Raw genomic sequence first — 22922 nt, 5'->3', positions numbered from 1 at the left:
AACTATGTCAATGCAATCACAAGATATTATTAAACGTTCGGCCACCAACGGCTTTACACCGCCTCCGCATGTGCGTAATGACAAAAGCGAAGTGGCAAAACTGATCGATGTCACCACCTGTATCGGCTGTAAAGGCTGTCAGGTGGCTTGTTCAGAGTGGAACGACATTCGTGACGAAGTCGGCCATAACCTGGGGGTTTATGATAACCCAGCGGATCTGAGCGCCAAATCCTGGACGCTGATGCGCTTTTCTGAAGTGGAAGAGAACGATCGTCTGGAATGGCTGATCCGTAAAGATGGCTGCATGCACTGTAGCGATCCGGGCTGTCTGAAAGCCTGTCCTTCCGCTGGTGCGGTTATTCAGTATGCCAACGGTATCGTCGATTTTCAGTCTGAACATTGTATCGGCTGCGGCTATTGCATCGCTGGCTGCCCGTTCAATATTCCACGACTGAATAAAGAAGATAACCGCGTCTATAAATGTACGCTGTGCGTCGACAGAGTCAGCGTTGGGCAAGAACCTGCCTGCGTGAAAACCTGTCCGACAGGTGCCATTCGTTTCGGTACGAAAGAAGAGATGAAGCATCTGGCAGAAGAACGCATCGCCGATCTGAAAAGCCGTGGTTATGAGAACGCAGGCCTCTATGACCCGCAGGGCGTGGGCGGCACACACGTGATGTATGTTCTGCACCACGCAGACAGACCATCGCTCTATAACAATCTGCCGGATGACCCGCAGATTTCCACGCCGGTCAACCTGTGGAAAGGCATTCTGAAGCCGCTATCTGCGTTAGGATTTGTCGCCACGTTCGCCGGGTTAATGTTCCACTACATCGGTGTGGGTCCGAACACAGAAGAAACGGAGCATGAACACGAGGGAGAAGACAAAGAAGAGGGAGACAAACATGAGTAAACCAAAAATGATTTTGCGCACCAAGTTTATCGATCGCATCTGTCACTGGATTGTGGTGATTAGCTTTTTCTTGGTCGCGCTCTCAGGTATTGCCCTGTTTTTCCCGACCTTGCAATGGCTGACGCAGACATTTGGTACGCCGCAAATGGGGCGTATTCTGCACCCGTTTTTTGGCGTGTTGATCGTCATTTGTCTGATCCCGATGTTCTTCCGGTTCGTTAGTCATAACATCCCGAAGAAGCGCGATCTGCCGTGGTTCCTCAACATTATTGAAGTGTTGAAAGGCAATGAGCATGAAGTCGCTGAAGTGGGTAAATACAACCCAGGCCAGAAAATGATGTTCTGGAGCATCATGGGGCTGACGCTGGTACTGCTGATCACCGGGGTAATCATGTGGCGTCCTTACTTTGCCCACCTGTTCCCGATTGATGTCGTGCGCTACGCCATTCTGATTCATGCGGTTGCGGCTATCGTCCTCATCCATGCCATCCTGATCCATATGTACATGGCATTCTGGGTTAAAGGATCGATCAAGGGCATGATTGAAGGCAAAGTCTCCAAACGCTGGGCGCGTAAACACCACCCACGTTGGGCGCGTGAAATGGAAGAGAAAGAAGCGAAGAAATAATTCACTCGCTTTTCATCTAACCGCCTTCACAAAGTCCGTAGTGCGGTAGTAACGGATAGATCGTAAAGACGCTGCAAGTACGTCCATGTAAGCTCGGATTGCGCCATCCATGGCGCAAACGCTTTACTCTTCTATTCCGTTACTCCCGTTTTCGTTCGACAAATAGGTTTGTCAACGGCCTGAAATGCCCGCCTCGCGGGCATTTTTCTTTTTATCCGCAGTCAGCACGAATCGTTATAACTTAAACCCAAAAGTCATAATACTCCCCTCTTTCTCGCCTATCGCTCAACAGCTATGATGCAGTATCATTTTTAAATAGACATCCAGACATAAAGACAGCTATAAAGTAATAACGCAGAGAACATAACAATACTGCAATCGACACGACATCAATTTATAAAACGCCATGGAGCTGATAATGAAGAAATTTACGCCCGCCCTGCTTGCACTGAGCTTACTGACTGCGTTACCGGCACTGGCTAATCAGAACGCCACCATTGCTCCCGTTCCGGCCGCTATCGCCAATCATGACGGCCCAGTTCGCATCGCCGTTATCCGCAACTTGGGTTCGGACGACAACACCACGCAATTTGTTTCCGGCGTGCTCGAAGAAGGCAAAAAGTTGGGCTTTAAGGTCAGCACCTTTCTGAGCAACGGCGATGATGCCCGTTTTCAGGATTTCGTGAATCAGGCGATTAGCCAGAAATATGATGGCATCATCCTGTCGCAGGGCCGCGACCCTTACTCGACCGATTTGATTAAACGCATCGTCGACAGCGGCATTGCCGTTTCCGTGTTTGATACCGCCGTGAATGGCGAAATCCCGGGTGTAACCGTCACCCAGCAGGATGACGCCTCACTGACTAACGAATCACTCGGCCAACTGGTGAAGGATTTCAACGGTAAAGCCAACATCATCAAACTGTGGGTCGCAGGCTTCCCGCCGATGGAACGCCGCCAGCTTGCTTATCAACAGATCCTGAAAGCTAACCCCGGCATCAAGGAACTTGAATCGATTGGTGCCGTGTCCTCTGACGTTCAGGGCGATACTGCCAACAAAGTCGGCGCCGTGCTGGCGAAATACCCGAAAGGCAAAATCGATGCAATCTGGGGATCGTGGGATGCCTTCAGCCAGGGCGCTTATAAGGCATTGAAAGAAAACGGCCGGACCGAAATCAAACTGTACAGCATCGATATATCTAATCAGGATTTACAGCTGATGCGCGAAGCAAACAGCCCGTGGAAAGTCAGCGTGGCTGTCGATCCTAAACTGATCGGTAAAGTAAACCTGCGTCTGGTTGCCAACAAGATTGCCGGTGAAGCGACACCTGCGACCTATGAGTTCCGTGCTGCTTCGATTCCACAAGCGCTGTTAGCCAGCCAACCGGGTGCGGTCAATGTCGCCGGATTGGTGAAAATCATCCCAGGCTGGGGCCACACGGATGATTTTATCGCACCGTGGTTTGCTACACTGGAAGCCAAACAGGCGAAATAACACGGAGATAACTCATGGCATCGACTCCTCTGCCCACCCCCGATTACAGCCGCAACATGCGGCTGATTGGACACAGCGATCAGGGCGGCAGACCCGATGGCGTGCAGGTGATGGTTCATCGCGGCTACGCTTACATCGGGCATATGGTTTCACAAGGTGTGTCGATTGTGGATGTGCGCGATGCCAAGAATCCTAAGCCGGCGGGGTTTATTGCAGCCCCGCCCGGCACCTGGAATATCCACCTGCAAACGCACGATGACCTGCTGCTTGTCGTCAACGCACGCGATTTGTTTGCCGATGCCAGCTTCGCCGAGGAAAAGGTCTATTACACCCGCTCCGTCGCCGACACGGTCAGCACCAAACAGCAGGACAAAAGCTGGAGCGCTGGATTACGGATTTTCGATATCTCGACGCCAGATAAACCCCGCGAAATCAGCTTCCTGCCATTGGACGGTATCGGCATTCACCGCATCTGGTACGTGGGCGGACGCTGGGCCTATGTCTCCGCGCTGCTTGATGGCTACAGCGACTACATCTTTCTGACTATCGATTTGGCCGATCCGCAGCGCCCAGAGGTTGCTGGCCGCTACTGGCTACCCGGCATGCATACCGCTGGCGGAGAAACCGCAAGCTGGCCGGAAGGCAAGCGTTACGCCCTGCACCACGCCATCATCAGCGGTGATACCGCCTATGGAAGCTGGCGCGATGGCGGATTGACGCTGCTGGACGTGAGCGATCGCACCAATCCACAGCTCATCAGCCACCGTAACTGGAGCCCACCGTTTGGCGGTGGCACACACACGGCGCTGCCGCTGCCGGATCGCGATCTGCTAATCGTGCTGGATGAAGCGGTATTGGATAATCAGGAAGATGGAGAGAAGTTGATTTGGGTGTTCGATATTCGTGAACCGAGTAATCCGGTGAGCATCGCCACCTTTCCGCAGCCGAAAGAGGCGGATTATGTGAAGAAAGGCGCACACTTTGGCCCACATAACCTGCATGAAAATCGGCCCGGCAGCTTCATCAGTTCGTCGCTGATTTTCGCCACGTACCAAAACGCAGGGGTACGGGCTTACGACATCAGTAACCCGTATCAGCCGAAGGAAACGGGTGCACTGGTACCTGCTGCGCCAGACAGAATGGTCGACAAGCGCCCCGGCAGACCGCAAATTATTCAGTCTTGCGATGTGTTCGTTGATGCCAACGGAATCATCTACAGCACGGACTACAACGCGGGCTTGTCGATTATCGAATACCGAGGTTAATCGAAAGAAAAAGCCCTGCGGATAAACGCAGGGCTTACTGTTGTGCTTAGCTAACTTAGTCCAGCGCCAGCACCGACACCCACATCGGTCCCTGACCGACGGCGTAACGCGCCAGTGGTTGCAGATCGCCCGTGTTCTGTTCGATGTGATACACCTCAATGTGCTGAGATTTCTGCCCTGCTGAAATCAGGAACTCACCGGTGTGATCAATATTGAAACCGCGCGGCTGCGTTTCAGTCGGCTGATGTCCGGCCAGCGTTAACGTGCTGCCGTCTTCAGACACCTGGAAAACACTCAGCAGGCTGGCAGTACGATCGCTGATGTACAGGAAGCGACCATTCGGCGTAATGTGAATATCTGCCGCCCAGCGCGTATCGCTGAAACCAGCGGGCATGGCGTCCAACGTTTGCACTTTCTGCAATTCCCCGTTGGCTGCATCCAACTGATACACATCCACTGAACTGTCCAGTTCATTCACACAATAGGCAAAACGCTGATTCGGATGGAATGCCATATGGCGTGGACCGGCACCCGCTACCGTTGTCATTTCGGCCTGACGGTGTACGCTCAATTCGCCAGCCGCACCCAGATCGTACAGACGGATACGGTCTTCTTTCAGGCACGGTGCCCACACGACAGTATTCGTTGGATCGATATTGGTAGAGTGGCACCCTTCCAATCCGTCCAACTGCTGAATCGGCTCACCGACAATGCCGTCAGCGCTAATTGGGCTAACGCTGACGCAGGCGCCGCTGTAAGATGCGCTAAATAGGAAACGTCCGTCATTATCGGTCGACAGATGCGTCGGGCTGCCCGGTAACGATGCGACACCCGCTTGCGTCAATTTACCCTGTTCATCAATACGATAGCTCAGAACCCTGAAATCAGGACGAACCCCAACATACAGGTGACGCTTGTTCGGTGCGATCACCATCGGCTGAACCTGTCCTGGAACATCAACGGTTTGCAATAATGTCAGATTTCCCTGAGCACCGAGTTGCCAAACATGAATCTGCTGGCTTTCCGGGCTGGCGACATAAACCACTTGCTGCATCGTATTCTCCTTATTTCACGCGAATGTGGCGGCTCAGGAAGGCTCAAAAGAGGTTGGTTCATCAGAAGGATAACGAACTTGCTCAACCTGAGGCACGGTATACCATAAATGACCAATTACTCTATTCTACAGAGACATCGCAAGGCTACTATTGATTTAAGTAATGATTGATTTAGCTAACGGTGCGGATGTGGGCAATAACGAATAGGTAATGAAAAGTGAGAGTTTAGAGCATCAGGGGAAGATAAGAGAGTAAAAACGAAAACGGGCTAGCCTAAGCTAACCCGTTGAATTTTTTTGGCGGAGGAGTAGAGATTCGAACTCTAGAACACTTTCGCGTCGCCGGTTTTCAAGACCGGTGCCTTCAACCACTCGGCCACTCCTCCGCAATGACGCGCACTATAAACAGTACGCTGCACATTGTAAAGCAGCGTTGTGATCAACTGCTTAAAAAATAGATGATAAGCCGTTGAAAGCATAGAAAATAAACAATGGCGCTGTAAAACCGTCCGTTTAGCCTTATTTCCCACCGTCGCGCTGAATCCTTCATCATCAAATAAGCCCAGACATTTTTATCTCGCTGTTGTCTGTCTATTTTTCGCCGCGTCCTTTATCGTAAGAGTAATTTGATACCCACATTTTTATTTGCGAGATAACGATGACCTACCGAGTAATTGCACTTGATCTTGATGGTACGCTACTGAATCAACAGAAAAAAATCCTGCCCGAATCGCTTAGCGCACTCGCGCTGGCCCGTCAGCAAGGCATAAAAGTCATGATCGTGACCGGACGCCACCACTCGGCAATCCACCCTTTTTATCAGGGATTGCAGTTGGATACGCCCGCCATTTGCTGCAACGGCACCTACGTCTATGATTACCAGCAGGGTCAAGCCTCGCACACCAATCCGCTCTCTGTCGAACAGGCAAAAAATGTCATTACGCTGCTAGAGGAATTTGATATTCATGGGCTGATGTATGCCGATGATGACATGTATTACCAGTATCCTACCGGGCACGTAGTCCGCACGCTTGCATGGGCGGCTAACCTGCCGGAACAGCAGCGTCCTCGTTTCGCTCAGGTGGAAAATCTGGTGCGTCAGACCGAAGCGTCACACGCGATCTGGAAATTCGCGACCACGCACGCCGATGTTCCCACGCTGAACCATTTCGCCGCAGAAGTGGAAAAGCAGCTCGGATTGGCCTGCGAGTGGTCATGGCAGGATCAGGTTGATATCGCGCAAACCGGCAACAGCAAAGGCAAGCTGCTCCAGCAATGGCTTGGCGAGCAGGGCATCAGCATGAAGGACGTCGTAGCATTCGGCGATAACTTTAACGATATCAGCATGCTGGAAGGCGTAGGATTAGGCGTCGCGATGGGCAATAGCGCCGATGAAATCAAAGCGCGAGCCGATCTGGTGATTGGCAGCAATGAAGAACCCAGCATCGCCGATGTCATCCGCACCCGCATTCTGGCATAACCAATCATCACGCAATCAGGTAAGCGAGAGCTATCGCTTTGCCTGATTGCGTTCGACGAGAAAACTGACTTACAACGCGCTGCCCAGCACCTGCCGCAGGTAAGCCCCCGCCCCCATTAACCCTGGCTGTTCATGGGTAATCAGGTACACAGGGATATCCTGCATGTAGCCTTTGAACCGCCCTTTGTCCTCAAAAGCCGCCCGAAAACCGGAGGCTTTAAAAAACTCCAGAAAGCGCGGAACAATGCCGCCAGCAATATACACGCCGCCAAATGTGCCTAAATTTAATGCCAGATTGCCGCCGAAGCGTCCCATGATAACGCAGAATAGCGACAGGGCGCGGCGACAGTCCACATCCGTATTGTTAACGGCACGTTCGGTAATATCTTTCGGCTCCAGCGCCTCCGGCGTGCGGTCATCAGACAGCACCACGGCACGGTAAATATTCACCAGCCCCTGCCCGGAGAGTATGCGTTCAGCGGAAACATGCCCGAGCGACTGGCGCAAAATAGAGAGAATTTTGTCTTCTTCATCGCTATTCGGCGCGAAATCCACATGTCCGCCCTCACCCGGCAGGCTAATCCATTGATTGGCGGCATGCACCAGATGGGCGACGCCTAATCCGGTACCTGCACCATACACGGCAATCGGTTTACCTGGCACGGGCTCCCCGCCGCCAAATTGGAGTAAATCCGTGTTAGTCATCACCGGCACCGCCATGGAAACGGCGGTAAAATCGTTGATAACCTCAAAATGGCGCAGACCCAGACTCGCTTTCATTTCTGCGATGGAAAACGCCCAGGTGTGATTCGTCATTGCCACCCAGTCACCGGTAATCGGGCAGGCAATAGCGATACAGGCATCCTGTACCGTGACCTGTCGCGAATCGAGATAATCACGAATGGCCCCTTCCAGAGAAGGGAAATCCAGCCCGGAATAGGTTTCGGTTTGCGACAATTCGCCCGTTGTGGCGTCACACAAGGCCAAACGCGTATTGGTACCACCGACATCGCCCACTAAAACAAAGTGCGTCATTCTTCTTTTCCCCTCAAACAAAGCAGATACCCGATCATTGCGCGAAAACAGCCAGCTACGCTATGGCTATATAACTTTCTAGTGATAAGGATCTCATTTATGGCTAAAAGCTGCGGTTAAGTTAAAAGTAATCGATTACATTTAGAAAACACAAATTGTAATCGATTACTTTTAAGAGGGATACCACATGGTTTCTTCATCTGAAAACACAGCTACCAAATCGTTACAACCGGCCTTCGTGGTTCCCAGACTGTCACTCATGATGTTCTTAGAGTTCTTCATCTGGGGTTCATGGTCAGTTACCTTGGGCCTGGTTATGACACAGTATAATTTGGCCGCCATGATTGGCGACGCCTTCTCTGCCGGGCCGATCGCCTCGATCCTGTCGCCGTTCGTACTGGGCATGGTGGTTGACCGCTTCTTCCCATCACAAAAAGTCATGGCGCTGCTGCACCTGATCGGCGCGGTCATCCTGTGGTTTGTGCCCACCGCGTTAATCAACGAAGACGGCTCACAGCTGCTGATCCTGCTGTTCGCCTACACGTTGTGCTTTATGCCAACGCTGGCATTAACCAACAACATCGCGTTCCATAACCTGACTAACAGTGAGAAGAGCTTCCCGGTTGTGCGGGTCTTCGGCACCATTGGTTGGATCGTTGCTGGTGTCTGCATCGGGACCGCGGGCATCTCCGCAAGCGTCAATATTTTCTACGTCGCTGCCGCCTGCTCTGCCATTCTGGCAGCTTACAGCCTGACGCTGCCGCATACTCCAGCGCCGGCCAAAGGCTTGCCGCTGGCAGTGCGCGATCTGTTCTGTGCTGATGCGTTCGCGCTGCTGAAGAAAGGCCACTTTCTGGTCTTTGCCATCTGCGCCATGCTGATCTCTATTCCGCTGGGCACCTACTACGCTTACACCGCCTCCTTCCTGAGCAATGCAGGGATCAGCGACGTCAGCACCGCCATGTCGTTTGGTCAGATGTCCGAAATTGTCTTCATGCTGATCATTCCGCTGCTGTTTAGAAAGCTGGGCGTGAAATACATGCTGTTCATCGGCATGCTGGCGTGGTTCGTGCGCTATGCCCTCTTCGCGATGGGCGTGAATGAAGAAACGCGCTGGCTGCTCTATATCGGTATCCTGCTGCACGGCATTTGCTATGACTTCTTCTTCGTCATCGGCTTCATCTATACCGACCGCATCGCGGGAGAGAAAATCAAAGGTCAGGCACAAAGTCTGGTAGTCCTGTTCACCTACGGTATCGGCATGCTACTGGGCTCACAGGTTTCCGGTGCCATTTATAACCACCTCTTCGACAACGGTACGTTAAACGCGCCTGAAATCTGGGCGACCTTCTGGTGGATCCCAGCGGTTGCTGCCGCCATCATCGCCGTCATTTTCCTCTTCTCCTTCAAATATAAAGAAGAGCAGGCTTAATCATTTGAGACGGATTATTTAAGGAGAAAACGGGATGAGATCGCCTATGGCATCTCATCCCAGTGCATTCTCCGCTACGGCTATCACAATCGTGCAACGGTATTCATGACCACACCTGTTGCCAAAGGAGGTAATAATGAAAACGTTAAAAGGACCGGGTATTTTTCTCGCCCAGTATATTGGCGATCAGGCTCCCTTTAACACGCTGGAAAATCTGGCGCAATGGGCAGCTGGATTAGGCTTTAAAGCGCTACAAATCCCCTGCAATCACCCGCACATTTTCGATCTGGCTACGGCCGCCGACAGCCAAACTTACTGTGATGATGTGAAAGGCCTACTGGCACAGCATGGGCTGACCATCAGCGAACTCTCAACCCATCTGGAAGGCCAGCTTGTTGCCGTCCACCCTGCGTATGACGATGCTTTTGACGATTTCGCACCACCGGCTTACCGCCGCAATCCGCAGGCTCGCCAAGCGTGGGCTATCGCGGCAATCAAGCAGGCAGCAAAAGCCTCTTCACGCTTAGGACTAAACGCCCACGCTACGTTTTCCGGTGCGCTGGCCTGGCCCTATTTTTACCCTTGGCCACCGCGTAAAGAAGTCCTGATTCAGGAAGCCTTTAAAGAGCTTGGTCGCCTGTGGACGCCGATCCTCGACTGTTTTGACGAGCACGGTGTGGATGTGTGCTACGAGCTGCATCCCGGAGAAGATTTACACGACGGCGTGACATTTGAACGCTTCCTTGATGTCGTCAATCATCACCCGCGCGCCAATATTCTTTACGATCCTAGCCATATGCATTTGCAGCAGATGGACTACCTCGGCTTTATCGATCGCTACCATGCGCGAATCAAAGCGTTCCATGTGAAAGATGCAGAATTTGTCACGTCGAGCAAAAGCGGCGTCTACGGCGGCTATCAGTCATGGGCTGAACGCGCCGGGCGCTTCCGTTCACCGGGAGATGGCCAGATCGATTTTGGCGGCATCTTCAGCAAACTTGCTCAATACGATTACGACGGCTGGGCGGTGCTGGAATGGGAATGCTGCCTGAAAGACAGCAACTGCGGTGCGAAAGAAGGGGCCGCGTTCATCAACCGCCATATTATTCCTGTCGCAGGACGCGCTTTTGACGATTTCGCCGCGACCAGCGACGATCGTCCGTTAGTAAGAAAAATGTTGGGATTAAAAGAGGAGAGCGCAGAATGATTCGCGTTGGCATTATTGGTTCCGGTTTTATTGGCCCAGCACATATTGAAGCGATTCGTCGCCTTGGTTTCGTCGAGGTGGTGGCACTGGCGGAAAATTCGCTCGATCTGGCGCAGCAAAAAGCGCGTCAGCTCAACATTCCCCATGCCTACGGCAGCGTCGCTGATTTATTGGCTCATCCCGGTATTGATGCGATCCATAACTGCACGCCGAACCATCTCCATGCGGCGATCAATAAGCAGATTATTCAGGCAGCCAAGCACGTCTTTTCAGAAAAGCCGCTGTGTATGACCAGCGAAGAAGCGCGTGAGCTGGTGGCGCTGGCAGAAGAAAAAGGCGTTGTCCACGGGGTCAGCTTTGTCTATCGCCAATTTGGCATGGTGCAGCAGGCTGCCAGCATGATTAAGCGTCAGGAGATCGGCCGCGTCTTTGCCGTACACGGTGGCTATCTGCAAGACTGGATGCTGCGCGACACCGACTATAACTGGCGTGTTGAACCGGAGTTCGGCGGCGTTTCCCGCGCGGTGGCCGACATCGGTTCGCACTGGTGCGACACGGTGCAGTTTATTTCCGGTCGGAAAATTGTCGAAGTCTTCGCCGATTTAGCCATCGTCCACCCGATCCGAAAATCCAATCGGAACGGTACGGCCACATTCTCATCATCCGACGCGCCGCCAGAGTACGACGACAAACCGGTCAAAACCGAAGACTACGCGACCGTTTTACTGCGCTTTGAGGATGGCAGCCGCGGCTCCTTTACCGTTTCTCAGGTCAGCGCCGGCCGGAAAAATCGCCTGACGTTTGAAGTGAATGGCAGTGAACAATCGCTGGCGTGGGATCAGGAAACTCCGCAGCAGCTGTGGATCGGCCATCGCGATAAACCGAATCAGGTGTTGTCGGACGATCCTGGACTGCTGAACCCAGAAGCCGCCGCCGCGGTCCACTTCCCCGGTGGGCATATCGAAGGCTGGCCAGATGCGTTCAAGAACATGATGGCGAACTTTTATACCTATCTGCGTGACGGCAAGCAGCCGGGCGTCGATCCGTTCACCTTCGCCACCTTCTACGACGGTGCGAACGTCATGTTCATTATTGACGCCATCGTGCAAAGCCATCAGCAGCAAACGTGGGTGAAGGTCGCCAATTAAGGCATCAGACTGTTCATTCTCTCACGGTATTCATCCCGCAGGTGCGACGTCTGCGGGATGCAGCCAGAGATATTTATGGTAATCTGCTCAGCCAAGCAATAAGTAGCGTGAGTGCCTTCTGAATTATGTCGATTCAAAAAATAGCACGGATAGCTGGAGTCTCGGTCGCCACCGTTTCACGAGTGTTGAACAACATTGATACCGTGAAACCGCAGAACCGGGAACGAGTTCTCAATGCGATAAAAAGCAGTAATTATCAGCCAAATTTGCTGGCACGACAGCTACGTACTGCACGCAGCCAGATGTTATTAGTCATGGTTTCCAACATTGCCAACCCCTTCTGCGCCGATGTCGTGAAAGGCATTGAGGCAGAAGCGGAAGAAAATGGCTACCGTATTCTGCTATGCAATTCAGGCGCCGATATTGTTCGCGCCCACTCCAGCCTGCAACTGCTGTCCGGTAAAATGGTCGATGGCGTGATCACCATGGATGCCATTTCAACGCTTTCTGCGCTTCAAGACATGATTGGTGCGGCACCTTGGGTACAGTGCGCCGAGCATGACGATACATCTGCCATTTCATCCGTTGGAATTGATAACGCAGAGGCATCCCGCTTTGTGATTAATCACTTTATTGGCAAAGGTCGCCGCCGTATCGCCATGATTAACCACGATATGAATTATCTCTATGCCCAGCAGCGAGAGAAAGGCTATCGCGATGTTATCGCAGAAAATGCGTTTGATTACGGCAAAGTCGAATACGCCAGCACGCTGAGTTATGCAGGCGGAAAGGCGGCAATGACCGCGCTGCTTAACGATCCAGAGCGGCCAGATGCCGTCTTTGTGGTCTCCGATACGCTGGCAGCAGGCGCACTGTCTGCAATCTGTGAGGCGGGGCTAAGTGCGCCGCAGGATATTGCAGTGATCGGTTTCGATGGCTCGGAGCTGGGTTACATCACCTCGCCCCAGCTCAGCACTATTCAGCAGCCATCCGCACATATCGGCAGAGAGGCCGTGAAGCTGTTATTACAACAAATCGACCAGCCGGACAGCGAAACAGAAAAGCGCTTACTGGAATGGACGTTTGTCGAACGGGCATCCAGCTAACCCAAGCAGAATAAACCGATCCTTTTTCATGTCTGATAACCTGCGGTCCGCTGACCGCAGGTTGAATCTATTCCTTACTTACTTTTTATCTTACTCAGTTTTTCATACAGCGATTGGTAAGCCGCAGAAACAATGGCCTGTGGATCTTTCGGCAAGTCATGTTCAGCAACAAACCACTGGGCACCCGCTTTGGACGCCGCAGGGAGAATCTCTTCCCACGCCAAAATCCCCTCACCCGGTGGGGCAAAGTTCATTTCATCATCGCGGATGCCGATAGACGTATTGTCTTTCGCATGAATTGAATAAATACGCCCTTTGTACTGACGCAGGAGACGCACAGGATCCTGTCCTCCGCGAGATACCCAGGCAACATCCATTTCCAGCATCAGGTTCTCTGGCTCTGCAGCATCCATCATGATTTCCAGCGCCGTTTTACCGCGATACTTCTTCATCTCGAAATTATGGTTGTGATAAGCCAGCTTCATGCCCTGCTTATTCAATTCACGCCCAAGATCGTTCATTTCCAGACCAAAGCGCTTCCAGCCCTCTGCGCTATCCGGTCGGTCTTCAACATTGAGCCACGGCACGATAATCATGCTGTTGCCGATAGCTTTGTTAAAGGCCACGACCTCAGCCATATTACTTTTCAGTTCGCCAAACTGGACATGCGCAGCAATGGCTTTTAACTGATATTTACCTAATAACCCCTTCATCTCTGACGCACTAATGCCATGTGTCCCCACCAGCTCAACCGCCTTAAACCCAGCGTCTCGCGCCATGGAAAATTGCTCATCAAGCGTATTCAAGCTGCGCAGCGTATACATCTGCAAGGCTATTTTCTGGTTTTCTGCTGGCCGTTCGGCAAACGCCAAACCCGATGAAACTATCAACAATAGCGGTATAGCGAACGCACGGCGCAATAACGTCATACAAGGCATGTCCTTCTCCTATTTTTATCCCGTTGCACAGGTGAAAATAAAAAGTAATCGATTACTTTTTATGATGAAAAAATAATAACGCGGGGATAATTTATCTGACTACCTTGTTCACGCGGTAGAAAAAACGAATTGAAAATCACTCTCAATACTCATTTTGTTATCTTGGTCACAGAATATCGACTGATTCACGAAATAGACCGAGCGATGTGAACGACTGTTCTATCACTCGGTCTGTGCTTACGCCGTAATCGATACGCTCTTAATCTGCGCGTAGATCGTTTGCCCAGGGTGAAGCACGAGATCGTCCCGTGCCCACGGTGTGATACGGGACCACAGCGTCTGCTGGCCGACCGCAAGCTTCACTTCAACCTGTCCATCGACATCAATGCACTCTACCACGCTGGCACACAACACATTACGGATGCTGCTTTTTTCCGGTGGCTGTAGCACCAGAGAAACATCGGCGGCATTCACGCGAATGCGCAATGCGGCGTCCTGAGGGAGTTCGACTTTTCCAACCCACACCTGCTGGTCGCCTAATGCCAGCGCCGTCATCGCGTAATGCGCATGCTGAGCCAACACACGCGTACTCAGAATAGTGCTCTGTTCGTCTTTCGGTAACCACGGGCGTAGCGCACTGCTAGCCCACACTTCTTCCAGCAGACCCTGCGCTTTCACTTTGCCTTTATCGAGCACCACAACATGATCGGCTAACCGGACAATCTCTTCCAGACTGTGGCTGACATACAGGATCGGAATATTGACTTCTTTCGCCAGACGTTCCAAATACGGCAACAGCTCGCGCTTTCTGGGTAAATCCAGCGACGCCAGCGGTTCATCCATGAGCAGCAATTCCGGTGCGGTCAGCAAGGCCCGACCAATCGCGACACGCTGTTTCTCTCCACCGGACAGCGTCCGTGGATAGCGATTCAGCAGCGGTTCGATACCCAGTAAACTGACGATATCATCGAACTGCGATTCCATTGTTTCAGCCATACCGTAGCGTAGATTACCGCGCACGCGATAGTGCGGAAACAGCCGAGCATCCTGAAATACATAGCCGATTCGCCGCTTTTCCGGCGGAAGAAAAATACGCTTCTGCGTATCCACCAGCACATGATTATTGAGCACTATTCGCCCGCCATCTGGCCGGGTCAGGCCAACAACAGCGTTGATCAGCGAGGTTTTCCCTGCACCGGATACGCCGAAAATAGCGGTAATACCGTTCGAAGGCAGTTCAGACTGAACGCGAAGTTCGAGGCTACCCAGCTGTTGATGAAAATCGAGTTGCAGCATTATCCCCCCAACCGCTTGCGGCTCCAGTTTGTTAGCCATTCCGATGCTAACAGCGCAGCCAGCGACAAGACGATGGCAATGATACACAGCCTTGCTGCATCAGCCTCCGCGCCGGGCGTTTCAATCAGGGTATACATCGCCAGTGGAATGGTTCGGGTTTCGCCTGGAATGTTAGAAACAAACGTAATGGTCGCGCCAAACTCGCCAAGCGAACGGGCAAACGCCAATACGGTTCCAACAACAATCCCAGGAAAAGAGAGAGGTAATGTGATGGTGAAAAACACGCGCCACGGCGAGGCACCCAATGTCCGAGCGGCCTGTTCCAGATGCTTATCGACAGCATCAAGCGAAAGACGGATCGCCCGAACCATCAGCGGAAACGCGACAATCGCCGACGCTAATGCGGCACCGCGCCAGCTAAAACTAAAGCTGAAGCCGAACCAGTCATAGAGCCAGGAACCGATTACGCCGCGTCTTCCCATCGCCACCAGCAGCAGATAACCAATAACCACTGGCGGCAACACCAGTGGTAAATGGATAATGCTATCCAGCAGTGATTTACCGGGGAACCGACAGCGCACTAAAATCCACGCCATCAGTATCCCAAACGGCAAGCTGCACGCCACGGCCACAACGGAAACTTTGAGGCTCAGCTCAACCGCCTGCCATTCGTAATCACTCAGCATCATTAACGCGGCGCGAAGCCATAGCGTTTAAATACGGCTGCAGCTTCAGGCGTTTTCAAGTAGTCATAAAAACCGGTAACCGCGGCGTTTTTATGCTCTTTGACTATAGCCATCGGGTATTCAACAGGCTTGTGGCTCGTCGCTGGGAATATACCGATGACCTTAACTTTGTCGCTGGCAACCGCGTCAGAACCGTAAACGATGCCCAGCGGGGCTTCTTCACGTTCCACCAGCGCCATGGCTGCACGTACGTTGTTGGCGCGCGCCATCAGTGGAGAGAGTTCATCCCAGGCTTTCAGATTCTGTAAGGCTTCTTTGGCATAGATCCCAGCAGGCACGTGATCTGGGTCGCCAACGGCCAGACGTCCGTCTTTCAGCAGGCTTTTCCAGTTGGTTTTATCGTCAATTTTAATTTCTTTCTGCGCACTCGCCTTCGGCGCAATCACCACCAGCTCATTGCCCAGCAGCGTGTGACGCGTCGCGGTATCCATCAGGTTTTTATCCTGCGCGTAGTCCATCCACTGTTGGTCAGCAGAGATGAACAGATCGGCAGGCGCACCTTGTTCAATCTGGCGAGCCAGCGTTGAGGATGAGGCATAAGACGCGACGACAGCGACGTTTTTCTCTTTCTGATATTGCGTAGCGATTTCCTGCAACGCATTGGTCAGTGATGCCGCGGCGAACACCGTGACTTTATCTTCTGCTACAGCGGGCAACGCCATTCCTGCACTGAGGGTTAGTGCGGCAAACCATTTTAACCATTGCTGCTTCATTCTTGTCTCCTGACAATTATCGTTGTGTAAATAATGATATAACGAATGATGAAGCAGTGTCATGTGCTTTAAAGAGGTATATTACCCGTCATACTTCAAGTTGCATGTGCGTTGGCTACGTTCACTCACCCGAATCACTTACCTGAGTAAGCTCATCGGGATTCCTTCTCTTGCCGCCTGCCTGAAACTCGAATTATTTAGGGTAGATATGGGGGTAGGAAAGAAATGTCCGGCCAGAAGCCGGACATCAAAATAGGAAAGGATCGTGAATCAGTGCTGATTCTTTGCGCGCTGACCGTCGGAATGACCGATGCGGGACAACACGTTAAACACTTCGCCCAGGCAATAAATCGAGCCCATGATAATCACCATCATCACAGGAACCATGGCAACTGCAAACAGCAGGCTCTTCAATAACTCCAACATGCTTACCTCACTTATTGCAACAGTTTCCGCTACTTTAGCCCGTCTATACCCGTCATACTTCAAGCTGCTTGTGCGTTGGCGCCCTTACTCACCCCAGTCACTTACTTGTGTAAGCTCCTGAGGATTCGCGCGGTTGCTGCCTTCACGCAACCCGAATTATCTAGGGTACACTGCGCTATTTCACTGTAAACCGAGATCGTCGTAATTGCCACGTAGTCTACCGCAGTAATAGAAAATAGTGCGTCTATTTGTGCGATTTGCCCCTGATGAAGAAAATAGCGACAATACAGAGAATTAAACTCACCGACGGTGCCCTCACTATGCAGGCTGAAATTCTCCTCACCCTGAAACTCCAACAACGTTTATTCGCCGACCCGCGGCGTATTGAATTGCTCAAGCAAATTCGTCATACCGGTTCAATCAGTCAGGGGGCCAAACTGGCCGGGATTAGCTATAAAAGCGCCTGGGATGCCATCAATGAGATGAACCAGCTAGCCGAACAGATCATCGTCGAGCGCATGACCGGCGGCAAAGGCGGTGGCGGTGCTCAGCTCACCCGCTATGGCGAACGTCTTCTCCAACTGTACGATTTGCTCGCGCAGATTCAGCAAAAAGCCTTTGATGTCTTGCAGGAAGACGGTCTGCCGTTGGATAGCCTTCTGGCAGCCATTGCGCGTTTCTCGCTGCAAACCAGCGCCCGTAATCAGTTTTTTGGAACCGTGCTCGCACGCGGCGAAGAACAGGTGCAACAACATCTGGATATTTTACTCGCCGATGGTAAAACAACGATCAGCGCCCTGATTACGCAACAAAGCGCCGAGCGCCTGCAATTACAGAAAGGGAAAGAAGTGTTGGCGCTGATTAAAGCACCATGGATCGATGTGTACGCTGCCACGTCCACCGCGCCCTCAGTCGATAACGTCTTGCCTGGGCAAATTAAGGCCATTCAGCACGGTGTAGAAAACAGCGAGCTTCTGATTACGCTGGCGGGGGGAGAAACCTTGTGTGCCATGGTGCCGAATGCCTTGCTCGAGCAGCAAAAGCTGCAACAGGGAGCGAACGTGAAGGCCTGCTTTAATGCCGACCGGGTCATCATCGCCACGCTTTGTTAATGCCGCTTTAGCGCTATCGCCATCTGACGAAGGATAGAAGATGTCATTGTTAAAAATCACTCAGGGGTTGTTTCGTCTCAGCGACACCCGCATGCTGCGTCTGGACGAATTGACGCTAGAAAAAAACCAGTGCTGGGCCTTTGTTGGGGCCAACGGAAGTGGTAAATCTGCACTGGCGCGGTCGCTATCCGGCGAACTGCCGCTATTGAGTGGTGAACGAACCACAGGATTTCAACGTCCTGTTCGCCTGTCGTTTGAACAATTACAAAAGCTGGTTTCCGACGAGTGGCAGCGTAATAACACTGACCTACTGAGCGAAGGTGAGGACGATACTGGCCGCACCACGGCAGAAGTCATTCAGGATAGCCTCAACGATCCCGCGCGTTGCCAACAGTTGGCACACCAGTTTGGCATTGCGCATTTGCTGGAGCGGCGCTTCAAGTACCTCTCTACGGGGGAAACCCGCAAGGCGATGCTGTGTCAGGCGCTGATGTCCCAGCCTGACCTGCTGATTCTCGATGAGCCTTTTGATGGACTGGATGTAGCTTCCCGCCAGCAACTTGCCGATGAGCTGAGGAAACTGGCAGGCACCAGTTATACGCTGGTGCTTATTCTGAACCGCTTTGACGATATACCTGACTTTATCAACCATGTCGGTGTACTAGCAGACTGTACGCTGACCCGCGTCGGCGAGCGTGAAACGATCCTCTCTGAAGCGCTGGTGGCTCAACTCGCGTTTAGCGAAAAGCTGTCGGGAAGTTCGCTGCCAGAGCCGGAAGATCCGCAGCGGTATATGACGCTTCCCGCTGACGAGGCACGCATTAGGCTGCGTAACGGCGTGGTGCAATATAACGACCGCCCTATTCTGCACGAGCTGACGTGGGAAGTGTTGCCCGGTCAGCACTGGCAGATTATCGGGCCAAATGGCGCGGGCAAATCGACACTGCTCAGCCTGATTACAGGCGATCATCCGCAAGGCTACAGTAACGACCTCACGCTGTTTGGCCGTAAACGCGGCAGCGGTGAAACCATTTGGGACATCAAGCGCCACATCGGTTACGTCAGTAGCAGCTTCCATCTGGATTACCGCGTCAGCACCAGCGTGCGCAACGTTATCCTGTCAGGTTTTTTTGACTCTATCGGGATTTATCAGGCCGTTTCCGACCGTCAGCGTCACCTGACCGAACAGTGGCTCACTCTGCTTGGGCTCAATGGCGCTATCGCCGATACGCCGTTTCAGTCGCTCTCCTGGGGCCAGCAGCGTCTGACGCTGATTGCCCGCGCATTAGTCAAACACCCCGCCCTGCTCATCCTTGATGAACCGCTCCAGGGGCTTGATCCGCTCAATCGCCAACTGGTGCGTCGCTGGCTGGATATCTTGATTGGCGAGGGCGAAACGCAGCTACTCTTTGTCTCCCACCACGCGGAAGATGCACCAGAGTGCATCACACATCGGCTCACTTTCGTCCCGCACAACGACATCTATCGCTACCAGATTGACGCGTTATGTAAATAATGCCTGAAAACAGGGATGATAACGCTACCACAAAATAAAATGTAGGGTAGAAAGCCGGGCTCATTTACACTGTAGATTATGCTTCACTCAGTTTATTCGTAAATAAACCATCGATAACAGAGGCAGATTCTCGCTGTAGATCACCTTTTTCTGCCCCTAACCATGTTATTTTGCTGCATTGCGATAATAGAGGTCATTATGAACGTTCTTGTTACAGGTGGTAGCGGTTACATAGGAAGTCATACTTGCGTACAATTGCTCTCTGCCGGGCACACACCCGTTATTCTCGATAACTTATGCAACAGCAAGGCTAGCGTCGTTAAAACCATTACGCGCTTAACCGATAAGGCACCCGTTTTTTATCAAGGCGATATCCGCGATAGCGCGCTGCTGGACGATATTTTCGCTACGCATTCCATTGATTCCGTCATCCATTTTGCTGGCTTAAAAGCCGTGGGCGAATCAGTGCGTGAGCCGCTGAGCTACTATGACAATAACGTCTACGGTACGCTTGTGCTGGTAGAAGCGATGAAGAAAGCCGGCGTGAAAAACCTGATTTTTAGCTCCTCTGCCACCGTCTATGGCGATCAACCACACACGCCTTATCAGGAAAGTTTCCCCACAGGGCATCCTGCCAGCCCCTATGGCCGTAGCAAGCTGATGGTCGAGCAAATCCTGCAAGATTTACAACATGCTGAACCGGAATGGAGTATTACGCTGTTACGGTATTTCAACCCAGTGGGTGCCCACCCATCGGGTGAAATGGGAGAAGATCCGCAAGGTGTGCCTAATAACCTGATGCCTTATATCGCTCAGGTTGCTGTCGGGCGTCGCGACTCACTGGCGATCTTCGGTAATGATTACCCTACCGCTGATGGCACTGGCGTACGAGATTACATCCACGTCGTCGATCTGGCTGACGGTCATATCGCCGCCATGAACACCCTGCAAAATCGTGCTGGCGTGCATATTTACAACCTGGGCGCAGGCGTAGGCTACAGTGTATTACAGGTCGTCGAGGCTTTTAGTCAGGCCTGTGGCAAACCGCTGGCTTACCATTTTGCCCCGCGTCGTCAGGGCGATCTGCCTGCTTATTGGGCAGATGCCGAACGTGCAGCAAACGACCTTAACTGGCGAGTCACACGCTCACTGCAAGAAATGGCGCAGGACACCTGGCGCTGGCAGTCCAACCACCCCAATGGGTACGACGAAGCGTGACGGCGCGTTTTCACGCTGAGTGACGGATTAGGGGGAAGATCCGATCTGCTGGCCTTCCCCCAACATTGCAGACATCGGCCAACCCTCTCTATCTTCTCGGGCCTCTACAGGAGCAAGTCATGTTGAATGAAAGTCTTAGCACGCTGGCACCAGATGGTCAGCCGTTTCAGTTAACGACCTTGCAGAATCAGGCAGGTATGCGCGTGTGCCTGATGGACTGGGGTGCAACCTGGCTTTCCTGTGAGTTGCCGCTACCAGAGGGTGAGGTGCGAGAAGTCCTATTGGGCTGTGCATCACCCGAGCTGTATCCGTTACAAAGCGCTTATCTCGGCGCGTCGATTGGCCGCTATGCCAACCGCATCGCCAAAGCCACATTCAGTCGAGAAACCGAAACGTTTCATCTGGTTCCAAACCAGAATGAACACCAGTTGCACGGTGGCCCAGAAGGCTTTCATGCCCGCCGCTGGCGAATCGTCAGTCAGGATGCAACGCAAGTGACTTACCAATTGCATTCACCGGATGGCGACCAAGGATATCCAGGCCACCTTAACGTACAGGTGACGTACGCACTGACCGAACATAACTCGCTGGAAATCTCGTATCAGGCGACCGTAGAGAAAGCCTGCCCCGTTTGTCTAACCAACCACGCGTATTTCAACCTTGATGGCGATTTGACTGACGTACGTAAGCACCAATTGCAGCTGTTTGCCGACTATTATTTACCGGTCAATAGCGCGGGCATTCCCAACGCCGATCTGACACCAGTAAACGCTACCGGAATGGATTTCCGCCAACCCAAAACGCTGGAAGAAGATTTCCTGCGCGACAGCGATCAAATGGCCGTCGGCGGCTACGATCACGCTTATTTATTGCATCGCACCTGCGGTTCCAGCGAAAGTCCTGCTGCCAATTTGTGGTCATCCGATGGCCGCGTGCTGATGAGCGTTTTCACCAGCGCCCCCGCCTTACAGCTCTACAGCGGCAACTTTCTGGCTGGAACGCCCTCGCGTGACGGCGGTCAGTATGAAAACTATGCCGGTGTCGCACTGGAAAGCGAATTCCTGCCGGACAGCCCAAATCACCCAGACTGGCCGCAGCCCGACTGCTGGCTGAAACCGGGGAAAGTCTATCGCTCGGATACCACGTACCAGTTCCTTACCCAGTAACCGAACAGCAAAAGATAATTAACCCATTGATAACATTGGCAGATGGCTATCTGCCAATTTACAAAACTATGCTATTCCCCGCTTGCCCCCTTCCCGCTCAGACGCATACACTGCCAAAACGTCCAAAAAGGAAACGCCATGTCCGCATCATCACGGTCTCCATTATTCATTCATCATCTGCGCCATAAAGGCAGGTGGGGATGGCTATTGGCGCTGTGCTGGCTTTTCCTGAATGCGCAACTGGCTATCGCAGGTCATCAATGCGATATGACGATCAGCCAGACCTCCCCCGCGATCCAGCATCAGGCACATCTGCAACAGGCTGACATTCAGCCGTTATCATCTCACGCTCAGCATACGGCTACAGCGTCTTACGCTGCCGACCAGCAAACGCCGCTGTGCGAAAAACACTGCGTGCCGGATAGTGTGAAGCAGGATAATGGCTCGCTGGCATTACTAGCGCTGCCAGTGAGCGGTGAGCTGGTCTTAGCGGATAATCCTATCATCCTTAGCCCAGCCTCTGATGTCTGGCTCTCCCCCCCAGCGGTCGGCCCTCCGGCTGAGATCCGCTTCTGCCGATTTAGAGAATAACCCAAGCGATTGATAACCCCTGCGCCAACGGGCGCAACACCATGTTTATCAATTATTTTTATTGGGATTATTTTATGCGTATCACTTATATGGCGCTGATTAGCGGCCTGATTTTTTCTGTTTCTTCCTTCACCTTCCCCGTGTGGGCCAACGACCACCAGCATCACGCAATGATGCTGACCACTCCCCCTGCGGCCACGACAGCCGTTTATCAGACTACCGGGATTGTTAAGCAGTGGAACGCTAACAGCGTCACGCTCTCCCACGCGCCGATTGCCGACCTAAAATGGCCCGCCATGACGATGGCCTTCATGCTGCCATCCAGCGGCGAAATAACGCCATTGCCAATCAACACCCCGGTCACGTTCAGCTTTATCCAGAACGAGAGCGGCTACATCCTGACCGCAATTACGCCACAGCAGCCTTAACCGGAGCAC

General features: G+C 52.5%; 22 protein-coding genes and 1 tRNA gene. 15 read left to right on the top strand and 8 right to left on the bottom strand.

All coding sequences use genetic code 11. The features are described 5' to 3' along the window. The first annotated feature begins 4 nt into the window (after positions 1–4). From fdxH to EIP93_RS07430, 4 genes are all read left to right on the top strand, one after another. Complete coding sequence (gene fdxH, locus EIP93_RS07445; protein WP_103970722.1) at positions 5–913, top strand: formate dehydrogenase subunit beta; 909 nt, start codon at positions 5–7, stop codon at positions 911–913. Then, positions 906–1541, top strand: coding sequence for a formate dehydrogenase-N subunit gamma (gene fdnI, locus EIP93_RS07440; RefSeq protein ID WP_103860266.1), 636 nt, complete (start codon positions 906–908; stop codon positions 1539–1541). The genes fdxH and fdnI overlap by 8 nt, the downstream gene beginning before the upstream one ends. A 418-nt stretch (positions 1542–1959) precedes the next feature. Beyond that, positions 1960–3036, top strand: coding sequence for a sugar ABC transporter substrate-binding protein (locus tag EIP93_RS07435; RefSeq protein ID WP_116361729.1), 1077 nt, complete (start codon positions 1960–1962; stop codon positions 3034–3036). 14 nt (positions 3037–3050) lie between these two features. Further along, positions 3051–4301 carry an LVIVD repeat-containing protein gene (locus EIP93_RS07430; protein ID WP_103184353.1) on the top strand — a complete coding sequence of 417 codons (1251 nt, stop codon included), beginning with the start codon at positions 3051–3053 and terminating at the stop codon, positions 4299–4301. Between the two features lie 55 nt (positions 4302–4356). On the opposite strand, the gene pgl is transcribed toward EIP93_RS07430, so the two are convergent. Both pgl and EIP93_RS07420 read right to left on the bottom strand, forming a co-directional pair. After that, entirely contained in the window at positions 4357–5355 is a 999-nt protein-coding gene (pgl, locus tag EIP93_RS07425; RefSeq protein ID WP_103941588.1) for a 6-phosphogluconolactonase, read from the bottom strand. Between the two features lie 298 nt (positions 5356–5653). Further along, positions 5654–5741 (bottom strand) — tRNA-Ser (locus EIP93_RS07420). Between the two features lie 272 nt (positions 5742–6013). Between EIP93_RS07420 and EIP93_RS07415 the strand changes: the two genes are divergently transcribed. Further along, positions 6014–6835, top strand: coding sequence for a pyridoxal phosphatase (locus EIP93_RS07415; RefSeq protein ID WP_039504427.1), 822 nt, complete (start codon positions 6014–6016; stop codon positions 6833–6835). 69 nt (positions 6836–6904) lie between these two features. On the opposite strand, the gene glk is transcribed toward EIP93_RS07415, so the two are convergent. Beyond that, entirely contained in the window at positions 6905–7870 is a 966-nt protein-coding gene (gene glk, locus EIP93_RS07410) for a glucokinase (protein ID WP_109225960.1), read from the bottom strand. A gap of 187 nt (positions 7871–8057) precedes the next feature. Here glk and EIP93_RS07405 point away from each other — a divergent pair, with 187 nt between their 5' ends. The 4 genes from EIP93_RS07405 to EIP93_RS07390 all read left to right on the top strand — a co-directional run bounded on the left by EIP93_RS07405 (position 8058) and on the right by EIP93_RS07390 (position 12763). Beyond that, positions 8058–9302: an MFS transporter gene (locus EIP93_RS07405; protein ID WP_103860261.1), complete on the top strand. Its 1245-nt coding sequence runs from the start codon at positions 8058–8060 to the stop codon at positions 9300–9302. 136 nt (positions 9303–9438) lie between these two features. Further along, positions 9439–10509: a sugar phosphate isomerase/epimerase family protein gene (locus tag EIP93_RS07400; protein ID WP_103970716.1), complete on the top strand. Its 1071-nt coding sequence runs from the start codon at positions 9439–9441 to the stop codon at positions 10507–10509. Beyond that, positions 10506–11657, top strand: a complete 1152-nt coding sequence (locus EIP93_RS07395; protein WP_125232488.1) for a Gfo/Idh/MocA family protein — start codon at positions 10506–10508, stop codon at positions 11655–11657. Before EIP93_RS07400 ends, EIP93_RS07395 begins: the two co-directional genes overlap by 4 nt. A 125-nt stretch (positions 11658–11782) precedes the next feature. Next, entirely contained in the window at positions 11783–12763 is a 981-nt protein-coding gene (locus EIP93_RS07390) for a LacI family DNA-binding transcriptional regulator (protein WP_109225956.1), read from the top strand. A 74-nt stretch (positions 12764–12837) separates the two neighbouring features. Here the strand turns inward: EIP93_RS07390 and EIP93_RS07385 are convergent, their stop codons facing one another. From EIP93_RS07385 to EIP93_RS07365, 5 genes are all read right to left on the bottom strand, one after another. Then, complete coding sequence (locus EIP93_RS07385) at positions 12838–13701, bottom strand: sugar phosphate isomerase/epimerase family protein (RefSeq protein ID WP_180745980.1); 864 nt, start codon at positions 13699–13701, stop codon at positions 12838–12840. Positions 13702–13938: 237 nt separating this feature from the next. Further along, a complete protein-coding gene (gene modC / locus EIP93_RS07380) occupies positions 13939–14997 on the bottom strand; it encodes a molybdenum ABC transporter ATP-binding protein ModC (RefSeq protein WP_125233321.1) in 1059 nt (352 codons plus the stop codon). Continuing rightward, positions 14997–15686 carry a molybdate ABC transporter permease subunit gene (gene modB, locus EIP93_RS07375; RefSeq protein ID WP_039473842.1) on the bottom strand — a complete coding sequence of 230 codons (690 nt, stop codon included), beginning with the start codon at positions 15684–15686 and terminating at the stop codon, positions 14997–14999. The genes modC and modB overlap by 1 nt, the downstream gene beginning before the upstream one ends. Next, the gene (gene modA, locus EIP93_RS07370; RefSeq protein WP_125232487.1) at positions 15686–16456 is read right to left on the bottom strand and encodes a molybdate ABC transporter substrate-binding protein; all 771 of its coding nucleotides are present in this window, start codon (positions 16454–16456) and stop codon (positions 15686–15688) included. The genes modB and modA overlap by 1 nt, the downstream gene beginning before the upstream one ends. A 270-nt stretch (positions 16457–16726) precedes the next feature. After that, positions 16727–16882, bottom strand: coding sequence for an AcrZ family multidrug efflux pump-associated protein (locus EIP93_RS07365; protein ID WP_010302737.1), 156 nt, complete (start codon positions 16880–16882; stop codon positions 16727–16729). Positions 16883–17202: 320 nt separating this feature from the next. Here EIP93_RS07365 and modE point away from each other — a divergent pair, with 320 nt between their 5' ends. The 6 genes from modE to EIP93_RS07335 all read left to right on the top strand — a co-directional run bounded on the left by modE (position 17203) and on the right by EIP93_RS07335 (position 22913). Beyond that, a complete protein-coding gene (modE, locus tag EIP93_RS07360) occupies positions 17203–17994 on the top strand; it encodes a molybdenum-dependent transcriptional regulator (protein ID WP_116361733.1) in 792 nt (263 codons plus the stop codon). Positions 17995–18034: 40 nt separating this feature from the next. Next, complete coding sequence (modF, locus tag EIP93_RS07355) at positions 18035–19510, top strand: molybdate ABC transporter ATP-binding protein ModF (protein WP_125232486.1); 1476 nt, start codon at positions 18035–18037, stop codon at positions 19508–19510. 198 nt (positions 19511–19708) lie between these two features. After that, positions 19709–20728, top strand: coding sequence for a UDP-glucose 4-epimerase GalE (gene galE / locus EIP93_RS07350; protein WP_010302728.1), 1020 nt, complete (start codon positions 19709–19711; stop codon positions 20726–20728). A gap of 119 nt (positions 20729–20847) precedes the next feature. Then, the gene (gene galM / locus EIP93_RS07345) at positions 20848–21894 is read left to right on the top strand and encodes a galactose-1-epimerase (protein WP_119158808.1); all 1047 of its coding nucleotides are present in this window, start codon (positions 20848–20850) and stop codon (positions 21892–21894) included. A gap of 138 nt (positions 21895–22032) precedes the next feature. Next, the gene (locus EIP93_RS07340) at positions 22033–22485 is read left to right on the top strand and encodes a hypothetical protein (protein WP_103860252.1); all 453 of its coding nucleotides are present in this window, start codon (positions 22033–22035) and stop codon (positions 22483–22485) included. Positions 22486–22559: 74 nt separating this feature from the next. Continuing rightward, positions 22560–22913, top strand: a complete 354-nt coding sequence (locus tag EIP93_RS07335; protein ID WP_103861071.1) for a copper-binding protein — start codon at positions 22560–22562, stop codon at positions 22911–22913. Positions 22914–22922: the final 9 nt, after the last annotated feature.

It is taken from the genome of Pectobacterium versatile, assembly GCF_003932035.1.
Taxonomy (GTDB): domain Bacteria; phylum Pseudomonadota; class Gammaproteobacteria; order Enterobacterales; family Enterobacteriaceae; genus Pectobacterium; species Pectobacterium versatile.
The sequence above is the reverse complement of the archived record's forward strand: the minus strand, read 5'-3'. Positions and strand labels throughout refer to the sequence as shown.

Excerpts from the sequence above, each read along its gene's own strand:
- fdxH (WP_103970722.1), top strand. The coding sequence starts at position 5 with ATGTCAATGCAATCACAAGATATTATTAAACGTTCGGCCACCAACGGC.
- fdnI (WP_103860266.1), top strand. The coding sequence starts at position 906 with ATGAGTAAACCAAAAATGATTTTGCGCACCAAGTTTATCGATCGCATC.
- EIP93_RS07435 (WP_116361729.1), top strand. The coding sequence starts at position 1,960 with ATGAAGAAATTTACGCCCGCCCTGCTTGCACTGAGCTTACTGACTGCG.
- EIP93_RS07430 (WP_103184353.1), top strand. The coding sequence starts at position 3,051 with ATGGCATCGACTCCTCTGCCCACCCCCGATTACAGCCGCAACATGCGG.
- pgl (WP_103941588.1), bottom strand. The coding sequence starts at position 5,355 with ATGCAGCAAGTGGTTTATGTCGCCAGCCCGGAAAGCCAGCAGATTCAT.
- EIP93_RS07415 (WP_039504427.1), top strand. The coding sequence starts at position 6,014 with ATGACCTACCGAGTAATTGCACTTGATCTTGATGGTACGCTACTGAAT.
- glk (WP_109225960.1), bottom strand. The coding sequence starts at position 7,870 with ATGACGCACTTTGTTTTAGTGGGCGATGTCGGTGGTACCAATACGCGT.
- EIP93_RS07405 (WP_103860261.1), top strand. The coding sequence starts at position 8,058 with ATGGTTTCTTCATCTGAAAACACAGCTACCAAATCGTTACAACCGGCC.
- EIP93_RS07400 (WP_103970716.1), top strand. The coding sequence starts at position 9,439 with ATGAAAACGTTAAAAGGACCGGGTATTTTTCTCGCCCAGTATATTGGC.
- EIP93_RS07395 (WP_125232488.1), top strand. The coding sequence starts at position 10,506 with ATGATTCGCGTTGGCATTATTGGTTCCGGTTTTATTGGCCCAGCACAT.
- EIP93_RS07390 (WP_109225956.1), top strand. The coding sequence starts at position 11,783 with ATGTCGATTCAAAAAATAGCACGGATAGCTGGAGTCTCGGTCGCCACC.
- EIP93_RS07385 (WP_180745980.1), bottom strand. The coding sequence starts at position 13,701 with ATGCCTTGTATGACGTTATTGCGCCGTGCGTTCGCTATACCGCTATTG.
- modC (WP_125233321.1), bottom strand. The coding sequence starts at position 14,997 with ATGCTGCAACTCGATTTTCATCAACAGCTGGGTAGCCTCGAACTTCGC.
- modB (WP_039473842.1), bottom strand. The coding sequence starts at position 15,686 with ATGATGCTGAGTGATTACGAATGGCAGGCGGTTGAGCTGAGCCTCAAA.
- modA (WP_125232487.1), bottom strand. The coding sequence starts at position 16,456 with ATGAAGCAGCAATGGTTAAAATGGTTTGCCGCACTAACCCTCAGTGCA.
- EIP93_RS07365 (WP_010302737.1), bottom strand. The coding sequence starts at position 16,882 with ATGTTGGAGTTATTGAAGAGCCTGCTGTTTGCAGTTGCCATGGTTCCT.
- modE (WP_116361733.1), top strand. The coding sequence starts at position 17,203 with ATGCAGGCTGAAATTCTCCTCACCCTGAAACTCCAACAACGTTTATTC.
- modF (WP_125232486.1), top strand. The coding sequence starts at position 18,035 with ATGTCATTGTTAAAAATCACTCAGGGGTTGTTTCGTCTCAGCGACACC.
- galE (WP_010302728.1), top strand. The coding sequence starts at position 19,709 with ATGAACGTTCTTGTTACAGGTGGTAGCGGTTACATAGGAAGTCATACT.
- galM (WP_119158808.1), top strand. The coding sequence starts at position 20,848 with ATGTTGAATGAAAGTCTTAGCACGCTGGCACCAGATGGTCAGCCGTTT.
- EIP93_RS07340 (WP_103860252.1), top strand. The coding sequence starts at position 22,033 with ATGTCCGCATCATCACGGTCTCCATTATTCATTCATCATCTGCGCCAT.
- EIP93_RS07335 (WP_103861071.1), top strand. The coding sequence starts at position 22,560 with ATGCGTATCACTTATATGGCGCTGATTAGCGGCCTGATTTTTTCTGTT.